19 protein-coding genes are annotated in these 16,846 nt (G+C 65.5%); 13 read left to right on the plus strand and 6 right to left on the minus strand.

From position 1 onward, the window contains the following. Window positions 1-145: 145 nt before the first annotated feature. The 4 genes from larB (at window position 146) to ACOZ4H_RS02465 (ending at window position 3,011) form a co-directional block, all read left to right on the plus strand. A complete protein-coding gene (gene larB, locus ACOZ4H_RS02450) occupies window positions 146-910 on the plus strand; it encodes a nickel pincer cofactor biosynthesis protein LarB (protein ID WP_424327816.1) in 765 nt (254 codons plus the stop codon). Window positions 911-1,012: 102 nt separating this feature from the next. Continuing rightward, window positions 1,013-1,162: a DUF7563 family protein gene (locus ACOZ4H_RS02455; protein ID WP_420182198.1), complete on the plus strand. Its 150-nt coding sequence runs from the start codon at window positions 1,013-1,015 to the stop codon at window positions 1,160-1,162. A gap of 27 nt (window positions 1,163-1,189) precedes the next feature. Continuing rightward, entirely contained in the window at window positions 1,190-1,474 is a 285-nt protein-coding gene (locus ACOZ4H_RS02460; RefSeq protein WP_424327817.1) for a GIY-YIG nuclease family protein, read from the plus strand. A 139-nt stretch (window positions 1,475-1,613) separates the two neighbouring features. After that, complete coding sequence (locus ACOZ4H_RS02465; RefSeq protein WP_424327818.1) at window positions 1,614-3,011, plus strand: phosphoglucomutase/phosphomannomutase family protein; 1,398 nt, start codon at window positions 1,614-1,616, stop codon at window positions 3,009-3,011. 2 nt (window positions 3,012-3,013) lie between these two features. Here the strand turns inward: ACOZ4H_RS02465 and ACOZ4H_RS02470 are convergent, their stop codons facing one another. The 4 genes from ACOZ4H_RS02470 to ACOZ4H_RS02485 form a co-directional block, all read right to left on the minus strand. After that, the gene (locus ACOZ4H_RS02470) at window positions 3,014-3,589 is read right to left on the minus strand and encodes an RDD family protein (RefSeq protein WP_424327819.1); all 576 of its coding nucleotides are present in this window, start codon (window positions 3,587-3,589) and stop codon (window positions 3,014-3,016) included. An 86-nt stretch (window positions 3,590-3,675) separates the two neighbouring features. Continuing rightward, window positions 3,676-4,056 carry a GNAT family N-acetyltransferase gene (locus ACOZ4H_RS02475; protein ID WP_424327820.1) on the minus strand — a complete coding sequence of 127 codons (381 nt, stop codon included), beginning with the start codon at window positions 4,054-4,056 and terminating at the stop codon, window positions 3,676-3,678. Window positions 4,057-4,085: 29 nt separating this feature from the next. Then, window positions 4,086-4,286 (minus strand): ubiquitin-like small modifier protein SAMP2, encoded by a 201-nt coding sequence (gene samp2, locus ACOZ4H_RS02480; protein ID WP_424327821.1) that lies wholly within the window; start codon window positions 4,284-4,286, stop codon window positions 4,086-4,088. Window positions 4,287-4,350: 64 nt separating this feature from the next. Then, window positions 4,351-5,508: an RNA-guided endonuclease InsQ/TnpB family protein gene (locus ACOZ4H_RS02485; RefSeq protein WP_424327822.1), complete on the minus strand. Its 1,158-nt coding sequence runs from the start codon at window positions 5,506-5,508 to the stop codon at window positions 4,351-4,353. A gap of 137 nt (window positions 5,509-5,645) precedes the next feature. On the opposite strand from ACOZ4H_RS02485, the gene ACOZ4H_RS02490 reads away from it, so the two are divergent. The 4 genes from ACOZ4H_RS02490 to ACOZ4H_RS02505 all read left to right on the plus strand — a co-directional run bounded on the left by ACOZ4H_RS02490 (window position 5,646) and on the right by ACOZ4H_RS02505 (window position 10,815). After that, window positions 5,646-6,623, plus strand: coding sequence for a replication factor C small subunit (locus ACOZ4H_RS02490; RefSeq protein ID WP_420182194.1), 978 nt, complete (start codon window positions 5,646-5,648; stop codon window positions 6,621-6,623). Between the two features lie 92 nt (window positions 6,624-6,715). Further along, window positions 6,716-7,345, plus strand: coding sequence for an archaellin/type IV pilin N-terminal domain-containing protein (locus tag ACOZ4H_RS02495; RefSeq protein WP_424327823.1), 630 nt, complete (start codon window positions 6,716-6,718; stop codon window positions 7,343-7,345). Window positions 7,346-7,413: 68 nt separating this feature from the next. Next, window positions 7,414-10,197, plus strand: a complete 2,784-nt coding sequence (alaS, locus tag ACOZ4H_RS02500) for an alanine--tRNA ligase (protein WP_424327824.1) — start codon at window positions 7,414-7,416, stop codon at window positions 10,195-10,197. A gap of 426 nt (window positions 10,198-10,623) precedes the next feature. Continuing rightward, the gene (locus ACOZ4H_RS02505; protein WP_424327825.1) at window positions 10,624-10,815 is read left to right on the plus strand and encodes a DUF7511 domain-containing protein; all 192 of its coding nucleotides are present in this window, start codon (window positions 10,624-10,626) and stop codon (window positions 10,813-10,815) included. A gap of 18 nt (window positions 10,816-10,833) precedes the next feature. Here the strand turns inward: ACOZ4H_RS02505 and ACOZ4H_RS02510 are convergent, their stop codons facing one another. Continuing rightward, window positions 10,834-12,696, minus strand: coding sequence for a cation:proton antiporter (locus ACOZ4H_RS02510; protein ID WP_424327826.1), 1,863 nt, complete (start codon window positions 12,694-12,696; stop codon window positions 10,834-10,836). An 82-nt stretch (window positions 12,697-12,778) separates the two neighbouring features. Here ACOZ4H_RS02510 and ACOZ4H_RS02515 point away from each other — a divergent pair, with 82 nt between their 5' ends. From ACOZ4H_RS02515 to ACOZ4H_RS02535, 5 genes are all read left to right on the plus strand, one after another. Then, complete coding sequence (locus tag ACOZ4H_RS02515) at window positions 12,779-13,540, plus strand: alpha/beta fold hydrolase (RefSeq protein WP_424327827.1); 762 nt, start codon at window positions 12,779-12,781, stop codon at window positions 13,538-13,540. Between the two features lie 42 nt (window positions 13,541-13,582). Further along, window positions 13,583-14,170, plus strand: a complete 588-nt coding sequence (hisB, locus tag ACOZ4H_RS02520; protein WP_424327828.1) for an imidazoleglycerol-phosphate dehydratase HisB — start codon at window positions 13,583-13,585, stop codon at window positions 14,168-14,170. A 66-nt stretch (window positions 14,171-14,236) separates the two neighbouring features. After that, the gene (locus tag ACOZ4H_RS02525; RefSeq protein ID WP_137683421.1) at window positions 14,237-14,740 is read left to right on the plus strand and encodes an ACT domain-containing protein; all 504 of its coding nucleotides are present in this window, start codon (window positions 14,237-14,239) and stop codon (window positions 14,738-14,740) included. Then, entirely contained in the window at window positions 14,740-15,075 is a 336-nt protein-coding gene (locus ACOZ4H_RS02530) for a 2Fe-2S iron-sulfur cluster-binding protein (RefSeq protein ID WP_424327829.1), read from the plus strand. The genes ACOZ4H_RS02525 and ACOZ4H_RS02530 overlap by 1 nt, the downstream gene beginning before the upstream one ends. A gap of 50 nt (window positions 15,076-15,125) precedes the next feature. Beyond that, entirely contained in the window at window positions 15,126-15,728 is a 603-nt protein-coding gene (locus ACOZ4H_RS02535; protein WP_424327830.1) for an IMPACT family protein, read from the plus strand. Between the two features lie 6 nt (window positions 15,729-15,734). On the opposite strand, the gene ACOZ4H_RS02540 is transcribed toward ACOZ4H_RS02535, so the two are convergent. Continuing rightward, a complete protein-coding gene (locus tag ACOZ4H_RS02540) occupies window positions 15,735-16,820 on the minus strand; it encodes an aminomethyltransferase family protein (protein ID WP_424327831.1) in 1,086 nt (361 codons plus the stop codon). Window positions 16,821-16,846 lie beyond the last annotated feature (26 nt).

Below are 16,846 nucleotides of genomic sequence, written 5' to 3' on the forward strand. Positions count from 1 at the left end.
TGTTCCCGCTCTCTCAGACAGCTATTATCGTGTTAATCCGGTCGAGCGCCACTCACGCGCGCTCGCACAGGTGCCGACCCTGATGGGAGCGATCCACCGACTCTGGACCGACGGATAGGAGTGGCCGTATCACTGAATGGATCCTATGCGCGACATACTCGATTCGGTTGCGGCGGGTGACCTCTCCCCGGTAGAGGCCGAGGCGGCGCTTGCGGGCTACGCGACCAGCGGGGCAGGTCGGTTCGACGCCGCTCGGGAGGACCGCGCCGGCGTTCCTGAAGCCGTCCTCGCGGACGGGAAAACACCGGCGGAGGTGGCAGATCTGGCGGCAACAGCTATCGAAACGACGGACCGGGCTATTGTGACGCGACTCGACACGGCAACTGCGACGACCGTTCGGGAGCGGTTGGACGAAACCGCCCCGGACGCGACAGTTCGCTGGGACGACCGCTCGAACTGGCTGGTGGCGACGACGCCCGCCTTCGAGCGCCCGTCGCTGGACGCGTCAGTAGGCATCGTCACGGCCGGGACCTCCGACGCCGTTCCGGCCGGTGAGGCTGCCCTCATCGCCGAGGAGATGGGGGCCACCGTGACCCGTATCGACGACGTCGGCGTCGCGAGCCTCGCCCGGACGATAGACGCGGTCGACGGCTTCCGGGACCAGGACGTGCTCATCGTCGCCGCCGGCCGCGAGGGCGCGCTCCCGACAGTCATCGCCGGTCTCGTGGACGTGCCGGTCATCGGCCTGCCCGTCTCGACCGGCTACGGCCACGGCGGTGAGGGTGAGGCGGCCCTTTCGGGGCTGCTCCAGTCCTGTACCGCCCTCTCCGTCGTGAACATCGACGCCGGCTTCACCGCCGGGACGCAGGCCGGCCTAATCGCAAGACAGCTCGACGATGCGCGGACATAGACGCCCTCGCGAACCGCAGGCATACCCAAGTATTTGGGTAAAGAGCTATGAGAACAACGCGCGTACGCGTATATGTCGGCGGTGGTGTCGCCGACGAACACGATGCCTGAATGTGATCATTGCGGCGCGCACGTCTCAGACCAGTTCGCCCGAGTGTTCGCGGATGAACGCGGACACATCCGGGCGTGTCCGAACTGCTCGGCGAACGCTGGCATTGCCGAGGTATCGAGAGAGCGCGCCCAACAAGTGTGAGGCCCGCTGGGCCACCAGCATCGTGCGATGACTACCGCGCGGAGCCCTTACCACGTGTACGTCCTCCGTTGTAGCGACAACACCTTTTACACCGGCTATACGACCGATGTGGAGCGTCGCGTCCGCGAGCACGACGCCGGCGACGGCGCGAAGTACACGCGCGGCCGAACCCCGGTCGAACTGATCCACGTCGAATCGTTTGACTCGCAGTCCGAAGCGATGAGTCGTGAGTACGAGATCAAGCAGTACACCAGAGCGGAGAAGGAACGGCTCGTCGAGTCCAGCGACGCCGAAGTGGACTTCGATACCTGAGCCGCTATCGGTACGACCGACAAATCGGCAGCGGTGCTGTCTCAGCTGCCGAGGCTCACCCCCTTCCCGTCGGTAACCGGGAAGTGACAGTTCGACGATGGGGCGTGATTTTTTGTCTGGGGGCTGAGAACCGCGGGATATGGACAACGACGCGGATGTCGACGCAGGTGCAATCGCCTTCGGGACGGACGGCTGGCGGGCGACGCTGGACGTGTTCACGAAGCCGCGGGTCCGGATGGTGGGACAGGCCGTCGCCACGACGCTCGCCGAGCGCGGGGAGACCGGGACCGTCGCCATCGGATACGACGCCCGCGAGAGTTCGCCCGGGTTCGCCGACGAACTCGCGCACGTCCTGCGCGCGAACGGCTTCGACGTACTCTTGCCGGACCGGGACACGCCGACGCCGATCGTCGCCTGGACGGTGAAAGACCGCGACCTCGCGGGGGCGCTCCAGATCACGGCCAGCCACAACCCGCCGGAGTACAACGGCGTAAAGTTCATTCCCGGCGACGGGTCTCCAGCGCTGCCCGACTGGACGGCCGCCTTCGAGGAGAACCTCGCCGTCCTCGACCCGCTCCCTGAGGACGAGTGGGGCGAGCGAGCGGAGGAAGACCTCATCAGTCCGTTCCACGACCACGCACTGGAGTACGTCGACACCGACCTCGATGGCCTGTCGGTCGCCTACGACGCGCTGTACGGCAGCGGACGCGGTGTCACCGACGCCCTGCTCGAAGCGGCTGGGGCCGACGTGACCCGGCTCAACTGCGTACAGGACCCCGACTTTGGCGGCGGGTCGCCCGAACCGTCGGCGGAGAACGCCGAGGGACTGGTGGCGGAAGTCAGCGACGGCGACGCCGCGCTGGGAATCATCAACGACGGCGACGCCGACCGCATCGGCATCGTCACGCCCGAGCGGGGTTATCTGGACCCCAACCTGTTTTTCGCCGCGATGTACGACTTCCTGCTCGAAGACGGGACGGGCGACGTGGTTCGGACGGTCTCGACGTCCAGCATCGTCGACCGCGTCGCCGAGGCCCACGGCCAGGACGTCCACGAGGTCGCCGTCGGCTTCAAGTGGGTCGCCGAGGCGATGGCTGAGCACGACGCGCTGTTCGGCGGCGAGGAGTCCGGCGGTTTCGGCCTACCGGACCATCTGCGGAACAAGGACGGCGTGCTGGTGGCGCTGGTCGCCGCCGCCGCCGAGCACGAGGAACCGCTGGACGCCCGCGTCGACCGTCTGTTGGACGAACACGGCGAAATTCACCAGAACCGAATCAGCGTCGACTGCCCGGACGACCGCAAGGAACCAGTCCTCGAAGACCTCGAAGTCGCGCTGCCCGAGACGCTGGCGGGAGTCGCTGTCGACGGCATTAACACCGTCGACGGGTTCAAAATCCGGCTCGAAGACGGGACGTGGGTGCTGGTCCGCCCGTCCGGAACGGAGCCGAAACTCCGCGTCTACGCCGAGGCGTCGAGCGCGGAGCGCGTCGAGGACCTGTTAGAGGCGGGCCGGGACCTGGTCGAACCGCTGGTCTGACCTCACTTGCTTGCGCTGACGACGTACGTGCCGGCCACGCGGTCGCCGAGGCGCTGTGCGTCGTCGCTCACGAACATGACGGCCGCTTCGACGAGGAGCCAGCCGAGCATGAGAACGAGCGCGAAGACGAACCCGAATCCGCCGAAAATACCACCGAGCAGGAGCATAATCGGGAACGGAGCGAGCAGCACCGCCGTTCGGATCAGGCGGTCCCGCTGGCTCGGCGGCGACCCGGTCTCGTCGACGACCGCGACGTTCTGTGACCGCTTCCCCACCGTCTCGTTGCTCTCGGCGTAGTAGCCGAAGTAGTAGACGAGTACCGCGCCGATGGCGAGCCACAGGGCGAAGTTGATGACGATGCCCAGAAGCCCCGCAGCCAGCATCGATCCGCCGCCCATCGCGCCCGGACCCTCGGGCGAGGTGGCGGCCATCGCCCCCACTGAGAGAACCGTGTTGAGAACGAACGTGACGAGCCACAACCCGAACGCGACGGCGCTCAGGATGGCGAAATCGATGAGGTATGCGACGACCCGGTCGCTCCTTGCCTCGACTGCGCTTTCAGAGACAGTTGCTGCCATTGTCTTAAAATCGTTCTCGAAACCATATGAAAAATGTTACGACGCTGTGGGAACAGTTGCGACCTCTCTCTGCGGGATTGCCGTGCCTACGCACGCTCGCCCCGGAAACGGTCGGGTTCGTCCAGTGCCTCGATTGCGAACCCCAGCGCCTCGTAGAACGGCCGAACATCCGCGTCAAACTCGGCGGTGATCCGGTCACGCCGGTCGAGCGCGGCCTCGACGAGTGCCGTCCCGATGCCCTGGCCGCGGCGACGCCGACGGACGGCGACGGCCTCGACGTGAGTGCCATCGAGTACGAGTGCGCCGAGAACGCGCTCAGCCCCCGGGTCACCGTCGGACACCGCGACGAGCGTGTCGCCATCCGCAGCACCCGCCCGAACGGTTTCCACGGCTATCGAGAGGACCGCCCCGTCGAGGACGTTCATCACGGCGGGCACTTCGTCGGCCGTCGCTGTACGGACGTGCATGGCTGTGTTAGAGGGCGCTGCTCGGCGGTTCAGCCGCCTTTGATGAGCCTGACGACCCGAACGTGGTCGTGCTCGACGGGCTGGTCTGTCGGCACGTGCTCGCCGTCGACGAGGACCGAGACCTCGTGGGGGCTCAGGTCGACCGGCGAAAGCAGGTCGCCGTAGGTCGCGTCCGCGTCCACTTCCAACTCGTGGGAGTCCTCGCCGGCGATCTCGACGGTAACGTGCATACTCCGACTACTCCGCCGACGCACCTGAGACTGTCGACTCTCGCGGGGTGTGAACGACTCCTGCCTATTTCGTTTGCTTAACGACTCGCTTCGTTGAGGCAGGGGCTTCCAAGTCGGCTCGCAAGCGTACCGTGGCAGAGGCTTGGTCAGCACCGCTCGGTTCGAGCGCAGGCTCACAAACTGCGCCGAGACTAGATAGTGGGCTCGCGATGTCCTTACCTAGCCCTTTCTTTGCGATGTTTGTCGCACCGTTCTTATCTGCGTTGTCGTCTAATCCACACTCGTCACACAGGTGTTGGCCCTGTCCCCTACGAGTCGTCGCTTCCTGCTCACCACACCGCCAACAGGTCTGACTCGTCATATATTCGCTCACGGACTTCACCGCGATACCAGCGAAGGCCGCCTTATACTCGATATAGTTCTTTAACCTGTGGTGTGGCATCGAGTGGAGTCGGCGATTCATCTCCGCTCCAAGGTCTTGATTCTGGATACCTTCGAGATTGCCGACCACGATAAGCGCACGGCGCTCTTTCGCTTCCTCCACGATAGCGCGAGAAATCTTGTGGAGGCGGTCGTTCACTCGGCGGGACTCCTTCACCCTGACCGACTGGAGCGTGTCGTAGGCCCCTTTCTCTTGCAGACGAGTGCGTAGGTCGTGGTGATGACGGCGGATACGACGAATCTCTCTGCCGTAGAACTCGGTGTTCCGGGATGGCAACGCCACCGACGTTGCTACCCACCTGATTCCGAAGTCTACGCCGATAACGCCGTCGTACTCCTCGCTCACTTCCACCTCTTGCCGAACCGTGAGGTGGGCGTAATAGCTGCCATCCTCATGAATGATTTTCGAGTCCTTCACGTCGGCCTCGTCTGGAATCTCGTCGTGCGGTTGAATCGGGACGTTCACGCCACCCCAGACCTGCGAGACGGGGATTTTTAGCCACCAGTCTGTCAGGTCGGTATCGTGCTGTTCTACGTCAACACCAACGTCGAACACGTCGTTGCGGATGAACCACGGGTAGTCGTGGTCGTCGCGTAGGTTGTCAGTATCCACATAGGCGTCAGCGCATTGTTTCGTGGCCGAGTACAGGTCTGCGTCCTCATCACCACGAATGTATCGCTGGAACGCTTCGTACTCGTGGTTGATAGCGTCAAGCTTTGACTGCGTGAGCTCGTCAGTGAGGATTTTCGCCACGACCGTCTTCTCGGCAGTCTGTTCCATCCGTCCTTACGCTCCTTGCGTCGCCGTCCGAAAATCTAAGATTTTCGGGATCACGACGACCTCCGATTCTCGAACAACTCTTTGAAGCTGGGACTTAGTTTGTAAGAGTTAAGACCGGCCCACGCCTCCCATCGTCCATGAGTGAGGCCGAGTCCGAGTCGCGGGCGGGACGCGAGGAGGTCTGGATCGAGAAGTACCGCCCGCAGACGCTCGACGACGTGATGGGCCACGAGAACATCGTCGGGCGGCTCAAGAGCTACGTCTCGCGCAACGACCTGAGCCACATGCTGTTTTCCGGCCCCGCGGGGACGGGGAAGACGACGTGTGCGACGGCTATCGCCCGCGAACTGTACGGCGAGGACTGGCGCGAGCACTTCCTCGAACTGAACGCCTCCGACGAGCGCGGTATCGACGTGGTCCGGGACCGCATCAAGAACTTCGCCCGGACGAGCTTCGGCGGTGTCGAGTACCGCATCATCTTCCTCGACGAGGCCGACGCCCTGACCAGCGACGCCCAGTCGGCGCTGCGCCGGACGATGGAGCAGTTCTCGAACAACGTCCGATTTATTCTCTCGTGTAACTACTCCAGCCAGATCATCGACCCGATCCAATCGCGCTGTGCAGTCTTCCGGTTCTCGCCGCTGGCAGACGACGCCGTCGCCGAGGAAATCCGAAACATCGCCGCCGAAGAGGACATCGAACTGACTGAGGACGGACTGGACGCGCTCGTCTACGCCGCCGACGGCGACATGCGGAAAGCCATCAACGGCCTGCAGGCCGCGTCGGTCAGCGGCGACACGGTCGACGAGTCGGCGGTGTACGCGATCACCTCGACAGCCCGCCCGGAAGAGATCCGGACGATGGTCCAGTCGGCGCTGGACGGCGACTTCACCGCCTCGCGGGCGACACTCGATAGACTGCTGACCGAGGAGGGTATCGCCGGCGGCGACATCATCGATCAACTGCACCGCTCCATCTGGGAGTTCGATATCGATGACGAGGCGGCCGTCCGGGTGCTGGAACGCATCGGCGAAACCGATTATCGGATTACCCGCGGTGCGAACGAGCGCGTGCAGCTCGAAGCGATGCTGGCCTCGCTCGCCCAGGACGAGTAACGGCGTATTCCCGCTGCAAACCGATTTTTCACACCTGATAACTGGCGGGTGAGGTTTATGATGAAAGGAGTATAAGAGTATCAACAACTGAAATGCAACGTTTACGACCATCTACGGAGGGGTCTGGGGAAGACCGCGGACAGGTCGGAATCGGGACGCTCATCGTGTTCATCGCGATGGTGCTGGTCGCGGCAATCGCGGCAGGCGTACTCATCAACACTGCAGGGTTCCTCCAGAGTTCCGCCCAGGCAACGGGCCAGGAGTCCAGCGATTCGACGACCAACCGCATCCAGGTCGTCGGAATGACCGGTGACCACTTCACCAGCAACAGCGAGATCGGCGTGGTGAACATCACCGTCAAACGCGCACCGGGTGCGGGGAACGTGGACCTCGACAAGACGACCGTTCAGTGGATCGGTCCGAGCGGGTCGTACTACCAGCTTGCGTCCGGTGGCGCGAAGGGTAACCCGGACGGCCGGTTCGCTGTCTCGACCGTGCAGGACAACGACGGCTCCCAGCCAGTGCTGAACGACGTCGAAGACCGGTTCAAGATCACGCTCGATCTCGGAGACTCGGACGGGATCGGTGTCGACACGTTCGGCGAGCCACTGCCCGAAGGCGAGACTGCGACGCTGCGAATCTCCTCGCCCGCGGGCGGGATGACGACGGAGGAGGTCGTCGTCCCGAAGACGCTCTCGGGGGAATCCTCAGTCAGGCTGTGACGGCTGGTCGGGGATACCGCCGGCCCCTTCGGAACAGTTTTAGGCGAACGTGGGCCAACTGAACACCAATGAGCGACCTCGACGAGGCCTACCAACTCGACTACTTCGAAGAGGAAGGCTTCCACCGCCAGGAGTGTTCCTCCTGTGGCGACATGTTCTGGTCCCGTGTCGAGCGCGAGACCTGCGGCGAGCCGCCGTGTGCGGAGTACGACTTCATCGACAACCCCGGCTTCGACGAATCCCACTCGCTGACGGAGATGCGCGAGGCGTTCCTCTCGTTTTTCGAGGAGCGCGACCACGAGCGCATCGAACCGTACCCCGTCGCCGCTAACCGCTGGCGCGACGACGTGTTGTTGACCCAGGCATCGATCTACGACTTCCAGCCGCTCGTGACATCGGGAACGACGCCGCCGCCGGCGAACCCGCTGTGTATCAGCCAGCCCTGCATCCGGATGCAGGACATCGACAACGTCGGGAAGACCGGGCGGCACACGATGGCCTTCGAGATGATGGCCCACCACGCGTTCAACGCGCGCGAGGACATCGAAGACCCCGAGCAGTACGCCTACGAGGGCGAAGTGTACTGGAAGGACGAGACGGTCCGGTACTGCGACGAACTGTTCGAGGAGATGGGGGCGAACCTGGACGAAATCGTTTACATCGAGGACCCGTGGGTCGGCGGCGGTAACGCCGGCCCGGCCATCGAGGTGATCTACCGCGGGGCCGAACTCGCGACGCTCGTCTTCATGTCGATGGAGCAGGACCCCGAGGGCGAGTACGAGATGAAAGACGGCAACCGGTACTCGCCGATGGACACCTACATCGTCGACACCGGCTACGGGCTCGAACGCTGGACCTGGATGAGCCAGGGGACACCGACGGTGTACGAGGCCGTCTACCCCGACATGATCGCCTTCCTCAAAGATAACGCCGGCATCGAGCTCACCGACGAGGAGGAGCGGATCGTCCACGAGGCCGCGAAGCTCGCGGGCCGGATGGACATCGACGAGGCCGAAGACATCGAAGCCGAACGCGACACCATCGCCGCGGAAGTCGGCGTCGAGGTCGCGGAGATGCGGGACCTGATGGCACCGCTCGAGGACATCTACGCCATCGCCGACCACTGCCGGACGCTCGCGTACATGCTCGGCGACGGTATCGTCCCGTCGAACGTCGGGACAGGGTATCTGGCCCGGATGGTGCTGCGCCGGACGAAGCGACTGGTCGACGGCGTCGGCGTCGACGCGCCGCTGGACGAACTCGTCGACATGCAGGCCGAGCGCCTCGACTACGAGAACCGCGACACTATCCGTGACATCGTCCGCACCGAAGTCGAGAAGTATCGCGAGACGCTGGACCGGGGCGGCCGGCGCGTCCGCCAGCTGGCCGAGGAGTACGCGGAAAAGGGCGAGCCGATCCCGACCGAGGAACTGGTCGAACTGTACGACTCCCACGGCATTCAGCCGGATATGGTCGAGGAAATCGCCGCCGAGAAAGGCGTCGCGGTCGACGTGCCCGACGACTTCTACGCGGTCGTCGCCCAGCGACACGGCGGCGGCGACACCGCCACCGAGGAATCACGGACGCCCTACGAGGACCGGCTCGAAGAACTGCCCGAGACCGACCGGCTCTACTACGAGGACCAGCAGCGGACCGAGTTCGAAGCCGTCGTTCTTGAGGTGTTTGACCGCGACGACGACACCTACGACGTGGTGCTCGACCAGACGATGTTCTACCCCGAAGGCGGCGGCCAGCCGCCGGACGAGGGGACGCTGTCGACCGACGACGTCTCCGCCGAGGTGACCGACGTCCAGCAGTACGGCGACGTCATCGTCCACACCTGTGACGACGACCCCGGGAAGGGCGAGTTCGTCCGCGGGCAGGTCGACGCCACCCGCCGGCAGCGCCTGATGCAACACCACACGGCGACCCACATCGTCATCCACAGCGCCCGGCAGGTGCTGGGCGAGCACGTCCGACAGGCCGGGGCCCAGAAGGGGACCGATTCCGCCCGCATCGACATCCGCCACTACGAGTCGGTGAGCCGCGAGGAGGTCAAGGAGATAGAACGCCTCGCCAACGACATCGTCCAGGACAACATCGCCGTCACCCAGGAGTGGCCCGACCGCAACGAGGCCGAGGAGCGCCACGGTTTCGACCTCTACCAGGGCGGCATCCCGGCCGGCGAACAGATCCGGCTCATCACCGTCGGCGACGACGTGCAGGCCTGCGGTGGCACCCACGTCGCCCGAACCGGCGACATCGGGGCTGTCAAGCTCCTGAACACCGAGCGGATTCAGGACGGCGTCATCCGCCTGACCTTCGCCGCGGGCAACGCGGCCATCGAGGCCACCCAGCGCACCGAGGACGCGCTCACCGAGGCCGCCGACGTGCTCGATGTCGCGCCCGAAGCGGTGCCGGAGACCGCCGAGCGGTTCTTCGACGAGTGGAAGGCCCGCGGCAAGGAAATCGAACAGCTCAAAGAGCAACTCGCCGAGGCCCGCGCCAGCGGCGGCGGCGACAGCGAGGAGGTCGACGTGGGCGAGGCGACCGCCGTCGTCCAGCGAATCGACGCCGACATGGACGAGCTCCGCGCCCAGGCGAACGCCATCGTCGAACAGGGCAACATCGCGGTGCTCGGGTCCGGGCTCGACGGCGCGCAGTTCGTCGTCTCCGTGCCCGACGGCGTCGACGTCGACGCCGGTGAGGTCGTCGGCGAACTCGCCAGCCGTGTCGGTGGTGGCGGCGGCGGCCCGCCGGACTTCGCACAGGGCGGCGGCCCCGACGCGGACGCGCTGGACGACGCGCTGGACGACGCGCCGGAGATACTCCGAACTGTGGCGAACGTCTGAGGCGGACTGCCGTCCCTGTTTCTCGCGACAACTCTGCTGCGGTCGATGCGCAAATGGCGCACAGTAGCACAGATGAGCCGTCCTCGTTCCTTCTCGCCGTTGGTTCCGTTCTACGTTCCGTTACTCCGGACGGTTGTCCGATTGCTAACCGATATTCTGCCCGAACGATCCGAATACACTCAAGAGATACAATTACCGTTACTTGTGTTAGGAATCTCTGGATGAGTTTCCAAAAGTGTTTTTACTAACTGCCCATCTATAGCAGATATGAGCGGAAAACGTGACATCGAACACATTCAGTCCCACACCGAATACGTTCGGTCACAACGGACGTGTCGGCGTTGCGGGACCGGTATTCCCGCTGCTAGCGGCCGTGCTACCGATGAACTGTGTGAAAACTGCAGTGCTACCCACGCTCCCTGACTCATGAGTACGACCACGACGCCCCCGTCGGACACCGACCTGGATGAAACGCCGGAGTTCGAACTGGACTGCCTGTACGACGATCCCGACGACCCGTCCGAGTTGACGATCTTCCCCTCGGACCTCCAGCAATCCGTGACCGAGTGGGTCACCGCGGACCGGTCGGCGGCCGTCTCCCTCGACGAACTTCGCTGAGCGGCGCGTCCCGCTCGCCTATCCGCCCTGACACAACCTTCTGGCGTCCCGCATCGCCTCGTTGGTCTCACAGACGAGCGTCAGGTGATCGCCGCTTGCAAGGCGGAAATCGCTGTCGGGGACTCTGTCGGTTCCGTTGCGGCTTACCATTGCGACCAGACAGCCGTCCGGGAGCTTCTCCGCAGTCTCCTCTACCGTCCGGTCGACCAGCGAGTCGTTGCTGAGTTCGACCTCCAGTACGTCCCCCGTTCGTCCGGAGTCGGACAGCCAGTGGGCGAGGGCCGGTCGCTCGACCGCGTCGTCGATGGCATCGGCGACGGCGAAGCCGGCGGAGATCGTTTCGACGTCGAGATCCTCGAAGGCCTCGACGTTGTTCGGCTGGTTCGCTCTGGCGACCACAGTGTCGACATCGAACCGGGTCGTCGCCAACTGTGCGACGAGCAGGTTCACGTCGTCGTCTGCGGTCGCGGCGACGACAACGGACGCCCGGTCCGCGCCTGCTTCTTCGAGGACGTTCGCGTTCGTCGCGTCACCGTGGACGACGCGGTGGCCGTCAGCCCGGACCCGCTCGACCGTGTCCACGTCCTTGTCGATGAGGACGACCTCCTCACCGCGTGATTCATAGCGCGTCGCCAGCTCCCGGCCGACGCGACCCGCACCGACGATGAGTGTTTGCATTGGCAGGATGTCAAGCGCTTGCGCGAAATGACGGGCCAGCCCGCCTTGAAACATGACGGTCGCGAAGATGACGAGGAAGACGGTCCCGACGAGGACCGTCGCGGCTTCGGGGTTATCGGGCCGCAGTTCGATGGCGAACAGCGTAGCGACGCTGGCCGGGACGATGCCACGGGGTCCCATCGCGCCGACGAACATCCGCTCTCGAACGGTCAGTCGCCCACCCAGCGTCGAGAGGAACACGCCCAGCGGGCGGACGAGCGCGACGACGACAATGACCACGACGAGCCCGCCGATCCCGAGCGCACGCAGGTCACCGAGCGATAGCTGGGCGGCCAGCACGATAAACACGAACGAGAGGACGAACAGCGTGATACCGCCCTTGAAGTCGGCGATCTCCTCTTCGTGGGGGAGGTCGGCGTTCCCCAGCACGATACCGGCGACGGCGGCGGCCGCGATGCCGGCCTCCGAGAGCCACATGCTTCCCAGCGCGTACGCCAGCAGCGCCGCGGTCAGGACCACGACCCGGGCGTTTTGCCTGGCGTTGTCCGCCGAGAGATTCTGGCGCTGGAGCAGGAGTGCGATGCCGCCGCCGACGGCGACACCGACGATGTGGCCCACGACCAACCGGGCGACGAACGCCTCGACGACGACCACCGGGGAGGACTGGCTTGCGATGACGAACTCGAACGTCGCCACCGCGAGGATAGCGGCGGTCACGTCGTTGATGATGCCCTCTGTCTCCAGGGCGGCGGCGACCCGCTCCCGCACCGGGACCACCTGCATGATCGGCGTGATGACCGTCGGCCCGGTGGCGATCAGCAGGCTCCCGACGAGAACGGCGACCGGCCACGTCGTCCCGAACACGACTTTGACGGCGACTGCGGTTCCGACAAGCGAGACGAACGCACCGATCGTCACCAGTCCCAGCGCCTCTCTGGACGCTTCACGGATTCGCTCGACGGTGAGGTGGAACGCTCCCTCGAAGACGATGATACCGACGCTGAGGCCGACGATGGCCTGCAGCCCGGTCTGTCCGAATATCGCGGGGTCGACGAGACCGAACGCTTGCGGGCCGACAAAGACACCGGCGACCAGCAGGAACGCGACGCTCGGGATCTGGAGCCAGTCGGCAACCAGCTGCGCGGCGACCCCCAGACTCACGACCAACACGACGGCGCCGATAAGTGATGCTGCTCCGGACACGGGATTGGCGGCCCTTCGACAGCCAGCGTCAAAGGCCTACTCACCGAAAGAAACACACCGCCGGCGCGGGAATCGACAGACGATGCCGACCGCACGCAACCGCGACGTGTCTCTCTACTACGAAGCCGACGGCGACGGCCCCACCGTCGTGTTCATCAACGACGTGGGGTACGGCGCGTGGCTCTGGGGCTGGCACTACGACGCCGTCGCCGGCCCATACGAGACGGTGGTGTGGGATCTCCGCGGAACCGGCCGGTCGGACGCGCCGGGGGGACCGTACGACGTGGGAACGCTGGCTGCTGACCTCGAAGCCGTGCTGGCCGACCACGGCGTCGGGAGCGCCCACCTCGTCGGGGCCGGGCTCGGCGGCATGGTCGCGCTCGAATACGCTCACCAGTACAGCCGTGCCCGCTCGCTGACGCTGTACTGTACGGCCGGATCCGGCGATGCGGTGGAGCGGGAGGAACTCGATTCGCTCGCGCTGGACGCCCCATCACCGCTTGAAGGAGCGTTTTCGCCGGCGTTCCGCGAGCATGACCCGGACCTCATGGAACAGATCGCAGGCTGGCGAGCTGACGAGGACGCCACTGGCGAAGCGCGTGCGGCCCAGGTCGCGGCGATGACGACTTTCGACTCGCCGCCGCTGTACGAGATTACCCAGCCCGCCGAGGTGTACTACGGTCTGGACGACCCCGTCGTGTCGCCGGACGCCGCCCAGTCGCTGGCAGCCGACCTCCCCCGCGGGACCGGGGAGGCCGTCGAGGGTCGCCACTGCTGTTTCATCGAGCACGCGCCGGCGGTGACCGACCGATTGCTGGCGCTGCTTGACGAGCAGGCCGACTGACCGGACGCAATCCACAAATATACGGCCTGATACGTGATAGGTATGACCGACCGGACGGCGGCCGTCACGCGGACCACGGCCGAGACGGACATCGAGGTCACGCTCGACGTCGACGGCGACGGCGACAGCACCATCGATACCGGCATCGGCTTCTTCGACCACATGCTCGACTCGTTCTCCACCCACGGGCTGTTCGACCTGACCGTGCAGTGCGACGGCGACCTGGACATCGACGACCACCACACCGTCGAAGACGTCGCCATCACGCTCGGTGAGGCGTTCACCGAGGCGCTGGACGACAAACGCGGCATCCGTCGGTTCGCCGACCGCAAGGTCCCGCTGGACGAGGCCGTCGCGAGCGTCGTCGTCGACATCTCCGGCCGGCCGTACTTCGAGTTCGACGGTGAGTTCTCGCAGGGCTCGGTCGGCGGGATGACCAGCCACATGGCCCAACACTTCTGTCGCTCGCTTTCGATGAACGCCGGGCTGACGCTGCACTGTGGCGTCGAGGGCGAGAACGCCCACCACGAGATCGAGGCGCTGTTCAAAGGGCTGGCCCGGGCGCTTGACGACGCGACCCGTATCGACGAGCGACGGTCCGACGTGGCGAGCACGAAGGGCGAACTGTAGCCGATTGCGATCCTCTGTTTCGGCCGCTGTCGGCATCGATTAGTGGCCCCATACCCATCCTTCCGTATGTTCGACGAGATCATGCAGAAGTTCGAGGACTCTCCCGGCCAGCAGGACGTCATCCGTCTGCTGCTGGAACGGGGGTTCTCCGTCAACGAGGACGGCCGCGTCGTCTCGGGCGGCATCGAGATCCCGAACACGGGCATCGCCCGCGAGGCCGGCGTCGACCGGCGCGTGGTCAACGCCACGACGGACGCGATTCTCGACGACGACGACCTGCGGCGCATCTTCCGCAACATCTCCTCCGTGCCGAGCTTGCTCGACCTCGCGCCGGTACTCGACTTGCACGCGGTGACCGTCACCGTTCGGGCCGCCGACGAGTCCGGCATCGTCTCGACGGTCACGTCGGCTATCGCCGACCGCGACATCTCCATCCGGCAGGTCCTGAGCGAGGACCCCGAGTTCACCGACGAGCCGAAGCTGTACGTCATCACCGACGAGGAACTGCCCGGCGACCTCATCAACGAAATTCGTCGCCTGGCGTTCGTCCGGACCATCGAACTGGCGTAATGCCAGCAACGCTCACCGTCGAGACGCCCGCGGGCGAGACTCACGAACTCACCGCCGAGCCCGGTACCGTCCTCCGGGACGTACTCCTCGACGCCGGCCTCTCGCCACACGGCCGCTACGCGGAGCGGGTCAACTGCGGCGGCCGCGGCATCTGTGCCACCTGCGGCGTCCGCCTCGCCGACGCGCCCGACCCCGACCACTGGCACGACGACCTCGCCGACCGCTTTGGCTACCCCCGGCTTTCCTGTCAGCTCCGGGTCCAGGACGGAATGGCGGTCAAACTGCTTGACAAGCGAGTTTGGGGTGCGCGCCAGCCCGGCGACGGGACGGACTGACCCGCCGCCCAACGGCAAACGCTATTCCGCCGCCGGGCCTACGCCGGGCCGTGACGGACAGCTACCTGACCGTTCCGGGCCGCGGCGAGGCGCGCTTCGAGGTGCGGGGCTCGGAGTTCATCGGTCACGTCGCGCCGGCGGCGACCGTCGAAGACGCCGAGGGGTTCGTCGACGCCGTCGGCGATGAGTACGCCGACGCGACACACAACGTCCCCGCCTACCGCGTCCGAGCGGACCCTTTTCGGGAGTATTCCAGCGACGACGGTGAACCGAGCGGCAGCGCCGGCGACCCCGCGCTAAACGTTCTCCAGCAACGCGACATCGAGAACGTGGTCGCCGTCGTCACGCGCTACTACGGCGGGACTAACCTCGGCGTCGGCGGTCTAGCCAGCGCCTACTCCAGAGCAGTGAAGGAAGGTGTGGATGACGCCGGGGTTGTCGAGGAGGTGCCCCACGAACAGTTCACCGTAACCGTCGCCTACGACGACTCCGGCAGCGTTCGGAGCCTGCTTGAGTCAGCAGGTGTCGAATTTGAGGCCGACTACGAGGCCGAAGTGGTCTTCGAGGTCCGCGTGCCCACCGCCGACGGGAGCGCCCTGCGGGATCGAATTCGGAGCGCGACCAGCGGGCGGGCGGCTATCGAGATGGAGTGACACCGGTTACTCGTAGGTCGGCAGCCGTGCCGACTGTGCCGATCCGTCGATGAACGGCAGGTCGACCTGCTGTGCGCCGACCGGGTCGCCGTCGACGCGGACGGTCAGCGATGCCTCGGGGCGCTCCCAGCTGAGGTTCGCCAGTGCGATGGGGGCCTCTCGCATCGGGCTCTGAGCGGCGCGGGTCACGTCGCCGACGTGCTCGTCGCCGGCGAACACCGCGGCACCGGGTTCGGGGCACTCCTCGACGGCGAGGCCGACCAATCGCTGGGTCGGATGGCCCCGGTTCTCGATGCGGGAGACGACTTCCTGGCCGACGTAACAGCCTTTCTCGAAGTCCAGAGCATTGCGCAGGCCGAGGTCGTTCGGAAGCGCGCCCTCGATTTCGCTGTCGAACAGCGGCGTCCCGGCCTCAAGCGTCAGCGTCTCCCAGGTCTGGTAGCCGAAGGGGACGGCGTTGAGCCCGCGGTTGACCAGCGTGTCGAAGACGGCCTCGGCGTCGTCGGCGCTACAGACCACGTCGTAGCTCTCCTCGCCAGCGAGGTTGTCCGTCCGGATGACGGAGACCCCGGCGTCGCCGAGTTCGCCTCGCTCGAAGGTCAGCGGCGATGGCGGGGTTCCGGTCTGGTGGAGGACGCTGGCGATCTTCTCGGTCGCTTTCGGCCCGTGGACGCCGAAGACGGCGAAATCGTCGGTCGCCACCTCGAACTCGACGTCCTGAATGAAGGTCTTATCCGCCCACTCCGCGGCAAGTTCCTCTGCCTTCTGGGGCGGTGTGAACACGAGCAGGCGCTCGCCGGCGTTGTACACGTACATGTCCGTATCGACGCGGCCGTCGGGGTCGAGCAAGAGCGCGTAACAGCCCGTGCCGTCCTCGTCCGGGACGTGGTTCGAGACGGCGTTGTCGACGTAGTCGACACGGTCCTCGCCGGTGACGACGATCACGCCGTAGCCATACTCCATCGCCCCGACGACGTTCCGAACCGCGCGGTGGGTCCGCTCCGGTCGCCCGTAGTTGTCGACGACGCGCCGACCACCGACCTCCCTGAACGTCGCTCCGTGGGCCTCGTGAACGGACTCGAGAACAGTCATTGTACGGGTATGCGGCCCTCGTGGGG

This window comes from Haloarcula amylolytica (genome assembly GCF_049705545.1).
GTDB lineage: Archaea > Halobacteriota > Halobacteria > Halobacteriales > Haloarculaceae > Haloarcula > Haloarcula amylolytica_B.

Excerpts from the sequence above, each read along its gene's own strand:
- larB (WP_424327816.1), top strand. The coding sequence starts at position 146 with ATGCGCGACATACTCGATTCGGTTGCGGCGGGTGACCTCTCCCCGGTA.
- ACOZ4H_RS02455 (WP_420182198.1), top strand. The coding sequence starts at position 1,013 with ATGCCTGAATGTGATCATTGCGGCGCGCACGTCTCAGACCAGTTCGCC.
- ACOZ4H_RS02460 (WP_424327817.1), top strand. The coding sequence starts at position 1,190 with ATGACTACCGCGCGGAGCCCTTACCACGTGTACGTCCTCCGTTGTAGC.
- ACOZ4H_RS02465 (WP_424327818.1), top strand. The coding sequence starts at position 1,614 with ATGGACAACGACGCGGATGTCGACGCAGGTGCAATCGCCTTCGGGACG.
- ACOZ4H_RS02470 (WP_424327819.1), bottom strand. The coding sequence starts at position 3,589 with ATGGCAGCAACTGTCTCTGAAAGCGCAGTCGAGGCAAGGAGCGACCGG.
- ACOZ4H_RS02475 (WP_424327820.1), bottom strand. The coding sequence starts at position 4,056 with ATGCACGTCCGTACAGCGACGGCCGACGAAGTGCCCGCCGTGATGAAC.
- samp2 (WP_424327821.1), bottom strand. The coding sequence starts at position 4,286 with ATGCACGTTACCGTCGAGATCGCCGGCGAGGACTCCCACGAGTTGGAA.
- ACOZ4H_RS02485 (WP_424327822.1), bottom strand. The coding sequence starts at position 5,508 with ATGGAACAGACTGCCGAGAAGACGGTCGTGGCGAAAATCCTCACTGAC.
- ACOZ4H_RS02490 (WP_420182194.1), top strand. The coding sequence starts at position 5,646 with ATGAGTGAGGCCGAGTCCGAGTCGCGGGCGGGACGCGAGGAGGTCTGG.
- ACOZ4H_RS02495 (WP_424327823.1), top strand. The coding sequence starts at position 6,716 with ATGCAACGTTTACGACCATCTACGGAGGGGTCTGGGGAAGACCGCGGA.
- alaS (WP_424327824.1), top strand. The coding sequence starts at position 7,414 with ATGAGCGACCTCGACGAGGCCTACCAACTCGACTACTTCGAAGAGGAA.
- ACOZ4H_RS02505 (WP_424327825.1), top strand. The coding sequence starts at position 10,624 with ATGAGTACGACCACGACGCCCCCGTCGGACACCGACCTGGATGAAACG.
- ACOZ4H_RS02515 (WP_424327827.1), top strand. The coding sequence starts at position 12,779 with ATGCCGACCGCACGCAACCGCGACGTGTCTCTCTACTACGAAGCCGAC.
- hisB (WP_424327828.1), top strand. The coding sequence starts at position 13,583 with ATGACCGACCGGACGGCGGCCGTCACGCGGACCACGGCCGAGACGGAC.
- ACOZ4H_RS02525 (WP_137683421.1), top strand. The coding sequence starts at position 14,237 with ATGTTCGACGAGATCATGCAGAAGTTCGAGGACTCTCCCGGCCAGCAG.
- ACOZ4H_RS02530 (WP_424327829.1), top strand. The coding sequence starts at position 14,740 with ATGCCAGCAACGCTCACCGTCGAGACGCCCGCGGGCGAGACTCACGAA.
- ACOZ4H_RS02540 (WP_424327831.1), bottom strand. The coding sequence starts at position 16,820 with ATGACTGTTCTCGAGTCCGTTCACGAGGCCCACGGAGCGACGTTCAGG.